The organism is Escherichia sp. WS1451 (genome assembly GCF_046487365.1).
Classification (GTDB): Bacteria; Pseudomonadota; Gammaproteobacteria; order Enterobacterales; family Enterobacteriaceae; genus Escherichia; species Escherichia coli.
In genome coordinates this window covers 113138-126260 of the sequence record NZ_JBJQJP010000008.1, presented here as the reverse complement: position 1 = coordinate 126260, position 13123 = coordinate 113138, and the positions used below count along the sequence as shown (strand labels likewise).

3 protein-coding genes and 1 pseudogene are annotated in these 13123 nt (G+C 53.1%); 3 read left to right on the top strand and 1 reads right to left on the bottom strand.

Going from position 1 to position 13123, the window contains the following annotated elements; translation table 11 throughout:
* Nucleotides 1–197 precede the first annotated feature (197 nt).
* The 3 genes and pseudogenes from sinH to ACJHX7_RS12610 all read left to right on the top strand — a co-directional run bounded on the left by sinH (nt 198) and on the right by ACJHX7_RS12610 (nt 11605).
* A complete protein-coding gene (sinH, locus tag ACJHX7_RS12620) occupies nt 198–2372 on the top strand; it encodes an intimin-like inverse autotransporter SinH (RefSeq protein ID WP_097465918.1) in 2175 nt (724 codons plus the stop codon).
* Between the two features lie 55 nt (nt 2373–2427).
* Nucleotides 2428–3420 (top strand): SinI family autotransporter-associated protein, encoded by a 993-nt coding sequence (locus ACJHX7_RS12615; protein ID WP_094029968.1) that lies wholly within the window; start codon nt 2428–2430, stop codon nt 3418–3420.
* A gap of 109 nt (nt 3421–3529) precedes the next feature.
* Nucleotides 3530–11605: pseudogene (locus ACJHX7_RS12610) on the top strand (adhesion domain-containing protein).
* 53 nt (nt 11606–11658) lie between these two features.
* Here the strand turns inward: ACJHX7_RS12610 and xseA are convergent.
* Nucleotides 11659–13026, bottom strand: a complete 1368-nt coding sequence (gene xseA / locus ACJHX7_RS12605) for an exodeoxyribonuclease VII large subunit (RefSeq protein ID WP_032171774.1) — start codon at nt 13024–13026, stop codon at nt 11659–11661.
* Between the last annotated feature and the right edge of the window lie 97 nt (nt 13027–13123).

The window sequence follows — 13123 nt, the reverse complement described above, 5'->3', positions numbered from 1 at the left end:
GTATTGTTTTATCATTTATATTTAATGCATGAATGGTAAAACAATTTGTTATTAGTGGAATAACTAATGCAATTGAGTGAGATCACTAATTTAAATAATTAAGAATATATTTATTCTTTATGGCATGCCTTTCTGAATAATCAGGGATACAATATTAAAGCTTATTTTTGACTTTATCATTGTCACAGGAAAAGTGCATGCTGCGATGGACACGCTGTATTATGCTAACATTTATCTCTGGGGCTGCTTTTGCGGCTCCAGAGATAAATGTTGAGCATAAAGAATCATTACCTGATTTAGGTAGTCAGGCCGCACAACAAGAAGAACAAACCAACAAGGGGAAATCGCTAAAAGAGCGTGGTGCCGATTACGTCATTAACTCCGCTACGCAAGGGTTTGAAAACCTGACACCCGAGGCGCTGGAGTCCCAGGCCAGAAGCTATCTGCAAAGTCAAATTACCTCTACGACACAATCTTATATTGAGGATACACTCTCCCCCTACGGTAAGGTTCGAACGAATCTTTCTCTTGGCCAGGGCGGCGATCTGGATGGCAGTTCCATCGACTATTTTGTTCCCTGGTATGATAATCAAACTACTGTTTATTTCAGCCAATTTTCTGCACAACGAAAAGAAGATCGTACGATCGGGAATATTGGGCTTGGTGTAAGACATAATTTTGATAAATGGTTGTTGGGTGGAAATATATTTTATGATTATGATTTTACCCGTGGGCATCGCCGTTTAGGTTTAGGTGCCGAAGTGTGGACTGATTATTTAAAATTCTCTGGCAACTATTATCACCCGCTTTCTGACTGGAAAGACTCCGAAGATTTCGATTTTTATGAGGAGCGTCCTGCGCGCGGCTGGGATATTCGCGCCGAAGCCTGGCTTCCCGCTTATCCGCAGCTTGGTGGTAAAATTGTTTTCGAACAGTATTACGGTAATGAAGTCGCGCTTTTTGGCACTGATAATCTGGAGAAAGATCCCTTCGCTGTCACGCTGGGTGTGAAATACCAGCCCGTTCCGCTCATTGCTGTCGGTACAGATTTCAAAGCTGGCACTGGCGATAATACCGATCTTTCTGTTAACGCAACGCTTAATTATCAGTTTGGCGTCCCGCTCAAAGACCAGCTTGATCCTGACAAAGTGAGCGCGGCTCACTCGCTTATGGGCAGCCGTCATGACTTTGTTGAACGTAACAACTTTATTGTTCTGGAATACAAAGAAAAAGATCCCCTCGACGTCACTTTGTGGCTGAAAGCCGACGCCACGAATGAACATCCCGAGTGCGTGATTAAAGATACGCCTGAAGAAGCTATCGGGCTGGAAAAATGTAAATGGACCATTAACGCGCTCATTAACCATCACTACAAAATCGTCGCTGCCTCCTGGCAGGCGAAAAACAATGCTGCACGTACGCTGGTGATGCCGGTTATCAAAGAAAACACGCTTACCGAAGGTAACAACAACCACTGGAATCTGGTGCTGCCTGCCTGGCAGTACAGTTCTGATAAAGCCGAACAAGAAAAACTCAATACCTGGCGGGTTCGTCTGGCGCTGGAAGATGAAAAAGGTAATCGACAGAATTCCGGCGTGGTGGAAATCACCGTTCAGCAGGATCGCAAAATTGAGCTCATCGTTAACAACATCGCCGATGTACCAGATGAGAACAATCACAGTCATGAAGCCAGCGCACAGGCCGATGGTGTAGATGGTGTGGTGATGGATCTCGATATTACTGATAGCTTTGGCGACAACACTGACCGCAACGGTAATGTCTTGCCGCAGGATAATCTCAACCCGCAGTTGTTTGACGCCAACGATAAAAAAGTGACGCTGACGAATAAACCCTGCACTACCGAGACTCCCTGTGTCTTTATCGCCAAACAAGATAAAGAAAAGGGGACCGTTACGCTCTCCAGTACATTGCCTGGCACCTTCCGTTGGAAGGCGAAAGCCGCTCCCTATGATGACAGTAACTATGTTGACGTAACGTTCCTGGGTTCTGACATCGGCGGGCTGAATGCCTTTATCTATCGTGTTGGTGCGGCTAAGCCCGTGAATCTTATCGGCAATAAAGAGCCGTTGCCTCTCAATAGCAGCTATCGCTTTGTGTTGTGGCGTGACGCTAACAAAGACGGCGTGTTCCAGCTATCAGAGAAACTCACTGAAGAGGAGATGAAACAGTATGACTATCAGTGGGAATTCACGGGACATAGCGTGAATGGCAATACCGGTGCGCAAGCCAATACCACTAACGCCGATATAGAGATCCCGGCAACGAACAAGGACGCGGCAACGAAGTTTAGTGCCCAGGTAACCGATGGCGTGCAGGGATACGGTTTGCAGGTCAATTACAGCAAGAAATAGGATCAGCGCCATGGCTGATCGGGCCACCGCTGAATGTTAACCAAGGAGAGTGTTTATGAAACCTCATATGAAACGTGGCCTGACAAGAGTCGCGCTGGCACTGATGCTGGCTGGATACTGTGCCGTGCCAGCCGCTATGGCGGAAGATGCCGCCTGGGTAGCCAGTGGGACGACCGCTGAATTCGAAGGGACCATACCCTGGCTTTATCGCGAGGGTGGGAATGCCACGATTAACTCGGATGATGCGGATCACATCAAAGTAACGTCTGATGGTAAAGGTACTCGTCCTTCAGGTAGCGAGACGGATAAACGCCTTTACTCAGGAGATACCATCACGTTGGGGTGGGATATCGGCGATACCGAAGGGGATATCGACGATGGTCCAGACGGTATTGATGCGAAAACGACAGCCACTATCAAATGGTACAGTTACAGCGATAATGCGGGTGGCGGTAAAACGGAGCTGACCGCAGCGGCGGGTAAGACGAGTTATAAACTCACTGATAACGAACGTGGGCGCTATATCGGTGTTGAAATCCAGCCTATCACTCAGACCGGTAATCCCTTCCAGGGAACGTCGCTGACTCTGCTGGATATTTCAACGGCCAGCGGTGGCGGCAGCGATACGGATAATGTCGATCCTGGTCCAGTTGTAAACCAGAACCTGAAAGTTGCCATCTTCGAGAAAGACACCAGTACCAACCTTATCGGTGGTAATACAGCCATTGCGCTTAACAAAACGTATGTGGCCAAACTGTACTCGGATGAAAACCAGAACGGTAAATACGACGCGGGTACGGATGTGGACGTTACCGCTAACTATGACTTTGCATGGGTCTTTAACGGTAACAGTAAACAACTTGCTGCGGTGGGCGGTATTGCCAACGCCAGCTTCGATAACAATGACATTGTTATTCCGCAAACTAACGAACAAGCAAGAGCCAGCCTTAACGGTAGTGACCGTAATGGTAAGACCGGTCTTGCAATCCCGGCAAACGGCGACGGCGTTCAGGGCTATACGCTGTCTATCATTTACAAACACCACTAATGCGCACAACAGCATTCCCGTATGGGAATGCTGTTTTCCGCCTGTTTTGCTTAGCGACGCGTTAAGCAAAACGGGTTGACGTTTTGTTTATCATGCTGGAGTTTTCTACATGTCGGTATGTCTGAAACCAGGAAAAATCATTGTGCTTCTGGGCATGTTGGCAGCCTTTATGCTGTCTGACTTTGCACGGGCAGGAGTGGAATGGCAGACATATCCTGGTTCTACAGGCGAGTTTAACGGTACAGTTCCTATTGCCGATAGCGCCAGCGTACCCGTCTATCAGGGAAGCGTTCAGCTTGATCCTGCTGCATCTCATGATGTGGCGTTTTCTGCTAAACCGAATGAATTTAGCGTTGACGATGACGCTGCTAACCTGATAGTCGCTAATCCTCAGGACAGTGAAGGCGACCAGTTTTCCACACCACCTGCGCTGCGCTGGGAAAACCAGACGCCGCCGACCGTCAGTCTGGTGTGGGCGGATGCCGCCACGCCGGATACGCCGCTCAACCCGCAGCCCATCGCCAACCGCAGCTTTTGCGCGCAAGGTCTGGCCGGGCGTTCGCTGGTGGCCTGGCCGCAGATAGATACACAACAAACCATTCCACTGCTTTACCTGCTGACCTCGACCGGTTATCCCTATGAGGGGACGGTGGCGCTGGCTGACCAGAAAGTGACGCTGAACATCGCGCCCGCACAGGGCGATTTAATTTCGGTGAGCGCCAGTGGTTATAACGAAACGATCGCGGCGGCAAAAACCACCGCTGGTGGCACTATCACGCTGACCGTCACCACCAAAGATTGTCAGGGCAACGTCGCGGGTAATATTCCGTTTATTATCAAACGTAAAGATGCCCAAAACCGTCAGGGCGCGGTGAATAATACCGCGCCGGTGGTGCTGGATAGCACCGAGTTAACGACGACGGTAACCGAGTATCGTGGCACATCGGATGCCAACGGTATGGCAACCATCACAGTGACCCAACCTAATGGGCCCGGCGTCAAAACGCCGCTGGTGGTCAGCATCTCCGGCATTGCGCAAACCAGCGAAACGGCGGTGATTTTTACCGTACTTACCAGCCCGGATGTGGCGCAGGCCACGATGTGGGGCCATATGGCGGAAACGGTCGAGGCTCATGGCTACACGTTCAGCAGGCCAAAACTGGCGGCGGAAGTCAGCAATGAAAATGCCACGGTCGTCGATCACAACGAAACCTGGTCCACTTTCACCTGGAGCGGGGCAGACAGCCATTGCACCGTGCTGCCGGGCATGCGCCATTTCGGCGCACTGGCGACGGTGATTCCCTCCACGGTACAGACTGTCCTTGGCTGGCCGATGCAGGATGATTATTACTGGACATCGCTGGCGGGCACTACCGGGCAGCACCATGCAGCGGATGTCTCTAACCGTGCTGAAGCGCAAAAGCCGGATAGCACCACGTTTCTTGTAAGCTGCGTGGACAAACCCGCGCCTGACGTCGAACCGAAAATCGTCCTTACGCCAGAAAACTATGATGATACGGCACAGGCGATGAAAGCGAAGGTGGGTGAGGATGCCACGATGCGTCTGACGATCACCGACAATAAAAACAACGATCAACCGCTGGCGTATTACTACTTCTCGCTGCATCTGGATGACGGCGTTAACCGCAAAAATCAAACCGATCCTGCCTGGGAAACCCATCCGGTACAGATTGCTGGTGGCTCGAATTTACAACAGGTTGATGCTCACACCTATGAAGGCATGACTGATGTCAATGGTCAGGCTTCGCTAACCCTGAGCCAGCCCGGCGGTGCGGGCGTTAAAACTCACATTACGGCGAAAATGCGCAGCGATTTTATGGCCACAGATGCCAAAGATGTGATTTTTACCGTGATCACCAGCCCGGACAGTGACAAAGCGCGGATGTGGGGCCATATGCGCGGCATTATTGAGTCCGGCAGTTTGTATAAACGCCCGTTGCTGGCGGATGAAACCGAGCATGAACTGGGAACAGTGCGGGAAAATAACGAAGACTGGGCGCTGTACGATCAAAACACCAGTATGCAGGCGGAATGCGGCGTCGGTCATATACCGCGCCAGAGCTCACTGGAAAGCCTGTTTTCAGCCCATCCCGGTAACGCGATTGGTACTGAATATGGCTGGCCCACTGCACAACAGGGCTATTTAAGCGCGGTGGAGCAAGCCACGCATTCATCGGTGAATCTGGCGAACGGGAGCGTCGACAGCTACTCCGGCTTTAAGCAGAATTACCTCTCCTGCTCGGGCAATGAGATGGTGGCGAATGTCGAAGTCAGCACCGATCATGATGTCACCGTGGGCAGCAAGGCACAGGCCAAAGTGGGTGACACCATCGTAATGACCGTGCGTACGATTAACGCGCTCAATAATACCCCGGTACCCTTTACCGCATTCACCATTACCAAAGGCATAGGGTATAACCGGTTGGGGCAGGTGAGCGGGTTTGATGACCCGAGCAGCGGCGCAATCACGATGAATGGCACACAATATGGCACATCACAACCGTCGATGGTTTATGCGGGAACGACCGATGCCCAGGGCGTGGCGACGGTCGAGATCGAGCAACCGCAGGGCGTCGGGCTAAAAACGGTGCTGAGCGTAACACCGGTAAATTCCTACCTGCCGAATACCGTTAACTACAGCGTTATTTTTACTACCCCAACCAGCCCGGACGTTTCCGGCGCGCAGATGTGGGGCCATATGGATGAAACGATTACCGTTGATTCATCAACCTTTACCCGGCCTAGGCTGGCGGCGGAAATCGCCAGCCCGGACGGAACCCTGACTGAAAATAACGAAATCTGGGCGCGCGTGAGCCAGGCCAATACGTCCAGTACCAGCAAAGGCGGCTGCGGCACCAATATGCTGCCGCGTCGCTCCCAGCTAAGCGCGTTGTATAGCGCCAACAGTGGTAATGCAGTGCAAACGACGCACGGCTGGCCAACGCAGCGTCAGCCCTACTGGAGCAGCTCTCCGGCGGATGTGACGCCGCACTTTTTCACGATAGCGCTGAACGATGGCGCACAAGCTATCGGCGGCGATACGCCGGTTTACGTCAGTTGCCTGACGACGGCGAACAAACCTGCCAGCAGCATTACGCTGGAGGTGGTTGATAAAGCGCAATGGAATGCCGGGAATAACGCGGCAACGCTGAAAAAAGGCGAAACGCTACAGGTTAAGGTGACGGTAAAAGATGCACAGGGCAACGCGTTAGCGGATATGCCATTTACCCTCAGTCGCGGTGATGGCTATACCCGTAGCGGCGAAAAACATATTGCCGGTAGCGGCGATGCGCTGGTGGCGCCGGTGGTGGTCAATGGCGGGCTGGCCGATGAAACAACGTTGAATGACACCGCAACGGTGTATACCGCCATGACCGGCAGTGACGGCAGCAAAATCCTTAATATTACCCGTCCGGATACCCACGGCACCAAAACGGCGCTGATGGCAACGCTTTACTCTGATGCGACGAAAAAATCCAGCATCGACACGATCTTTACGGTGGTCACCAGCCCGGATAGCAGCCAGGCGAAAATGTGGGGGCATATGCCGGAAACGGTGACGGCTGAGGACGGTACGGTCTTTAAACGCCCGCGGTTACTGAAGGAACTGAGCAGTCAGACTGGGCGAACATCAACGCTTGAAGACAACGAAAACTGGGCGTTGTTTAACATTAATTATGCGAGCTCTTCCACGACGTATAGTGGCTGTGGAACCAACTATATTCCGACTCAGGCTGGTCTGACGTCACTGTTTGCTAATAATGCGGGCAACACCATGAAAACCGTGCAGGGCTGGCCGGTGGCAACGCGCTATTTGTCCAACACGTCCGACAATGGCAGCATGGAGCAGCGTAACTACAAGGCGGTCGATCTCAGCAATGGCACGAGTGCGGCAGTGTCATCAACGGCGCTGCAACTGCTGACCTGTCAGACTACACCGGTAACCACGGTGAGCCAGATCCTGCTGGAAGCGGCAGATCCGGCGACGCTGGATACCACCTATAACGTGGTAAAAGCGAAAAAAGGCGAAGAATCCGTGGTGCGCGTCACCACCAAAGATGCACAAGGCAACCTGGTGGGCAATACGGCATTTATCCTGACGCGTGCCAACAGCGTGAGTCGGGCTAATGCATCAGCGACGATGAGCGTGGGCTCGTTGACGGTGACGGATGCCTGGGGCAATACGCGAAATAATTTCCAGTCGACAAGTGAAACCATTTACGGCGTGACCGGTGCTGATGGGGCAACGACATTGACCCTGAAACAGGATAACAGTACCGGGTTAAGAACCGATCTCACGGCAAAACTGGATACGTCCAGCAGCGTCAAGGCAACGCTACCGGTGGTCTTTACCGTCGTGACCAGCCCGGATTCGCCAAAAGCGAATTTTTGGGGACATATGGCCGAAACGGTGGCGGCCTCCGATGGTTCAGTCTATAAACGCCCACTGTTGCTGGCAGAGCTGGCCAACACTGGCGGGCGACAAATCAGTTCAGAGAACGGGGAAAGCTGGGTACGATTCACCTGAAATCAGTCGACAGATCCTTCTGTAAGCGGCTGCGGCGTTGCGTATATGCCAACGTTGGCAGGCCTGCAAGCGTTGTATGACGCTAATAGTGGTAATGCAATGAGTACGGTACAGGGATGGCCGGTAAAAGCGACCTATCTCACCAATACCCCAAGTGACACGCAAACGGGGAGCCGTTACTACAATGTGGTGCAACTGGATTCTGGCGCAGCCTCGCAAATCACGACGAACACGGGTGTACTGCAAACCTGCCGCACAACGCCGTTGACGGCTGCCAGCCAGATTACGCTGGAGGCCGCGGAGCCTGCGCAATTTGTCAGCATTGACAGCACGCTTAGCGCTGTCAAAGTGCAGAAAGGCGATAGCGTGCCGATCCGCATTTCGACTAAAGATGCGCAGGGAAATTTCGTCGGCAATACGCCGTTTGCCCTGAAACACGCGAACTCGATCAATCGTCAAAATGTGTCGTCATCGCAGAAAGTGTCGGTCACGACGGAGGCGGGTACGACGGTGGATACCAGTGCAACGACCACCCTGTATGGCGTAACCGGGCCAGACGGAACCACCACGATGACGCTCCGACAGGATGCGTCCACCGGGTTAAGAACCGACTTTTATGCCCTGTTGAACGATACCGGCGTGTCGTCGGACACCTTGCCGGTGATCTTTACCGTCATCACCAGCCCGGATACACCGCTGGCGGCCAACTGGGGCCATATGGCGGAAACCTTTACCAGCAGCGAAGGCATTACCTTCAAGCGGCCTTTCCTCAAAGCCGAACTCTCTGGCGGTACGGCCATAACGGTCAATAATGAAGTCTGGTCGCGCCTGACAGCGACTGAGAAAGCGGATGCCAGCAAGGCCGGGTGTGATGTGGCGTATCAACCGCTGGTGAATGACATGCAGGGGTTGTATGCGGATTACCCTAACGGCCAGTTAGGATCGGTGCTCGGCTTGCCGACGTCTGCCGGGTATTGGTGGGCCTACGACATGATGATGGTTTCTGGCAACTGGACTAATCAGGCATTTTCACCTGTTAATGGTCAGTTGATGCAGGCATCGTCCAGCTATACGGCGATCGTGATGTGTCTGGTAGAACCACATACGGAAGCAGCCACAATAGAGCTTACTTCAACGGCGCAGGACGCAGCAAAATCGGCCAGTAATGGTGGACGACCGAGCGCCGTAGCGAAGAAAGGCGAGACGATTCCGTTGACGGTGACCGTGCGTGATAGCGCCGGGAACCCGATGCCATATGCTGAGTTTACCCTCACGCGTGAAACGACGCTGGATCGCTCGAAAGCAACCGTTAACACGAGTGCGGACGACCTTACCGTAACGGCATTGGTACCCGCGAATACAAATAGTGTGTTGGCAGCAAGTGGAGCAAAACTGATCGGCACGACGGGCAGCGATGGCAAAGCGACCTTTGAGGTGAGTCAGAATGCGACGACCGGGCTGGCGACGCCGTTAACCGTGACGCTGGCGCGTGATACGACGAAAGCCGCCACGCTGGATGTTATCTATACGGTGATCACCAGCCCGGATTCGCCGAGTGCGAAATTCTGGGGGCATATGCCGGACACCTTTACCAGCTCGACGGGCGTCACCTTCAAACGACCGCTGCTGAAAGCAGAAACCAGCTCAGGCTCATCGATTAGCTCTAACGGCGAAGTTTGGTCATATATGAGCAACGCGCAAAATTTAACATCGACAGATTGCCCGCTCGAAAATCAACCGCGTAGTAATGAGCTGTTGGATTTGTATAGCGATCACCCGAACGGCACGCTAATGACCGACCTGGGGTTACCCGTATATGCAGGTAACTGGTGGGCCTATGATATGGTCATGCTGAGTGGAACGTCGTGGACTTATCAACTCATCAGCCTGAAAGACGGAACCATTACGCAGAAGGGGACAACCAGTGCGTTGATGCTTTGCCTGGCACAGCCGCATCCGGCCGGCGTCAGCGTAACGTTGACGTCATCCGCACAGGATGACGCCAGAACCACCAGCAATGGCGGCCGTCCCAGCGCGTCAGCGAAAAAAGGTAACTCAATACCGATTGTGGTAACGGTAAGAGATCGTGATGGCAACCCGTTGGCGGGCGAAGCGGTGACGCTCAAACGTGATTCAGCGTTGAGCCGTTCAGGAACAATCGTGGGGACGCCAGCGAATGAAATAAAGTTGACGGAACTGACGCCCGTGTCGGCGACATTCCCGCTGGTTTCAAATGGCACACAATGGCTTGGTTTCACCGGTAGCGATGGTACGGCGACATTCAATGTTGAACAGCCTGATACTGTCGGCCTGGCAATCCCCTTTAACGCCATCCTGGCCCGTGACACGGCAAAGGTATCTACTCTGGATCTGATTTTTACCGTCCTCACCAGCCCGGATGCCGCATTAGCAACTTACTGGGGCCATATGCCGGATACCGTCACGGCGGAAAACGGTGCTGTCTTTGAGCGCCCTAAACTGTGGAAAGAGCTGCCGTCGACATCCGGGGTAAGTCAGATAACGAATAGCAATGAAGCCTGGCCAGTGTTTAACGCAACGCAGAGGGCTGACAGCAATCTCAGCCCTTGTGAAGCGGCGCGTCGACCATTGAGCGATGATTTAGAAGCGCTCTATACACGTTATCCAGGAAACACGATTACCGCGCAAATTGGCTGGCCTACGCAGTATGCATGGTGGGCGGTGGATAACTGGGAAGGGGGCAGTAATCCGCAGGCCGTCAGCCTGGTAAATGGTTCGAGAGGCCAATATAATCCCGCTCATCAGGCCTGCCTGGTTAACCCGCGTGCGAGCGTTTCCAACGTCACGCTGACATCAACGGCGCTGGATGACGCCACACAGGCGGCGACGGTGAAAAAAGGCGACGCCGCGCCCATTGTCGTTACCGTAAAAGACAGCGCCGGGAAGCCGGTGCCGAATATCGCTTTTATCCTAAAACGCGGTGAGGCCGTGCCGCGTAACAGCGGGGCGACGCTGTATGGCGATGTGGATGCGATGGACGATTTGACTGTGCAACCTTCATCCGGTGCGGCAGTCACGTTGGCTGACAGTGGAAATACCATCGACGGAGTCACGGGAGCGGACGGTACGGCAAGCTTTACCGTTCGTCAGGATAATACGCCAGGATATAAAACGCCGTTGACGGTGACGCTGACGGATAACGCCACCATAACGGCGACGCTGGACACGATTTTCACCGTGCCGACCAGCCCGAATGTCGCTACGGCGTATTTCTGGGGTCATATGGCGGATACCGCCACGGTAAGCGGCAAGACGTTGCATCGCCCGCTATTAAAATCGGAGTTGCCGTCAGGCGCTACCGCAGCAGCCTCGCCTGATGTGAATAATGAAACCTGGGCGCTGGCGCATGTTATGGATTCCTCTAAATGGGATGTCGCGCAGCAGTGTGGCAGTATGAATAACGTGCCGAGCAGTGCCGAATTACAAACATTACACTCCGGCTTTAGCACATTGGGATGGCCGTCCTCGATAAGCTTCCCGTATTTATCTACTGATAAGGCTGGGTCGTTCTATTGTGGTGTTGATGAAGGCTCTGGCAGTCTCAACTGTGGCATTCAGCCTGCGAAAACGCCGGGGTTTGCAACCTGCTTCCAGTAACTTTGTCCACCTTGTCAATATGAGGTTCTGAAAGCCTGATACGCAACGCGCTATCAGGCTTTTTTACGTGGCTTGCGGCTTTTCGTCACAGCACTCACTTCACTGATCACTACGCCATCGCCCAGTCGAGTGGTCAGTGTCTCACCCACTTTCACCTGCTTAACCTGTTTTAACACCGTGCCATCAGCGGCGCTGGTAACGCTATAACCGCGAGCGAGTGTGGACAGTGGACTCACCGCTTCGAGATGCGTTACTGCATTACCGAAACGTTCACGCGTGGCGCTAAGCTGTGCGCGCAGGGTTTCTGCTAAACGATATTCCAGTTGCTGAATGCGCGTTTGCGCGCGATGAATCTTCGGCTGTGGATTTTGCTGATTCAGCCGCTGTGTTAATCGCTGCTGCTGTTGCCCGGCACGCTTAAGCTGATTTTCCAGCGCAAAGCTCATCCGTTTTTGCAGGCGTTCAAGCATGGTTTGTTGGCGTGCCAGCCGGAGCTGTGGATGCTGCTGCTGCAAGCGATGATGGATCTGCGTAAAACGACGCGTGCGGTTGGCGAGATAATAATCCATCGCCATCTCCAGCCGTTGACGGGCCGATTGCACCTGGCGCAGTAATTCTTGCTGATTGCGGCTCACTACTTCAGCGGCGGCAGACGGCGTTGGCGCACGCAGATCAGCAACAAAGTCGGCAATCGTCACATCCGTCTCATGCCCGACGGCGCTGACCACCGGAATGCGACTGGCAAAGATCGCCCGCGCTACACGTTCGTCGTTAAAACTCCACAAATCTTCCAGCGAACCGCCGCCGCGCCCGACGATCAGCACATCACATTCGTTACGCTGATTCGCCAGTTCAATGGCGCGAACAATTTGCCCTGGCGCGTCATCACCCTGAACGGCGGTGGGGTAGATGATCACCGGCAAAGACGGATCGCGACGTTTTAACACATGCAAAATATCATGTAGCGCAGCACCGGTTTTTGAGGTGATCACACCGACGCAGTGCGCGGGGGAGGGAAGCGGTTTCTTTAACTGCTGATCGAACAAACCTTCAGCCTGCAATTTCGCTTTAAGCTGTTCGTATTTTTGTTGCAGCAACCCTTCACCGGCAGGCTGCATACTCTCGACGATAATCTGATAATCGCCGCGCGGTTCATAGAGTGTAATATTGGCGCGCACTAAAACTTGTTGTCCGTGCTGCGGGCGAAAGGTCACCCGACGGTTGCTGTTGCGGAACATCGCACAGCGCACCTGGGCGGTGTCGTCTTTGAGCGTAAAATACCAGTGACCGGAAGCTGGTTGTGTGAAATTAGAGATTTCGCCGCTGATCCACACCTGTCCCATCTCATGCTCAAGCAGCAGACGAACCGTTTGATTCAGGCGACTAACGGTAAAAATTGCAGGGGATTGAGAAGGTAACATGTGAGCGAGATCAAATTCTAAATCAGCAGGTTATTCAGTCGATAGTAACCCGCCCTCCGGGGATAGCAAGCATTTTTTGCAAAAAGGGGTAGATGCA

Bases quoted from the DNA above. Each gene is read 5' to 3' on its own strand.
- sinH (WP_097465918.1), top strand. From the start codon at position 198: ATGCTGCGATGGACACGCTGTATTATGCTAACATTTATCTCTGGGGCT.
- ACJHX7_RS12615 (WP_094029968.1), top strand. From the start codon at position 2,428: ATGAAACCTCATATGAAACGTGGCCTGACAAGAGTCGCGCTGGCACTG.
- xseA (WP_032171774.1), bottom strand. From the start codon at position 13,026: ATGTTACCTTCTCAATCCCCTGCAATTTTTACCGTTAGTCGCCTGAAT.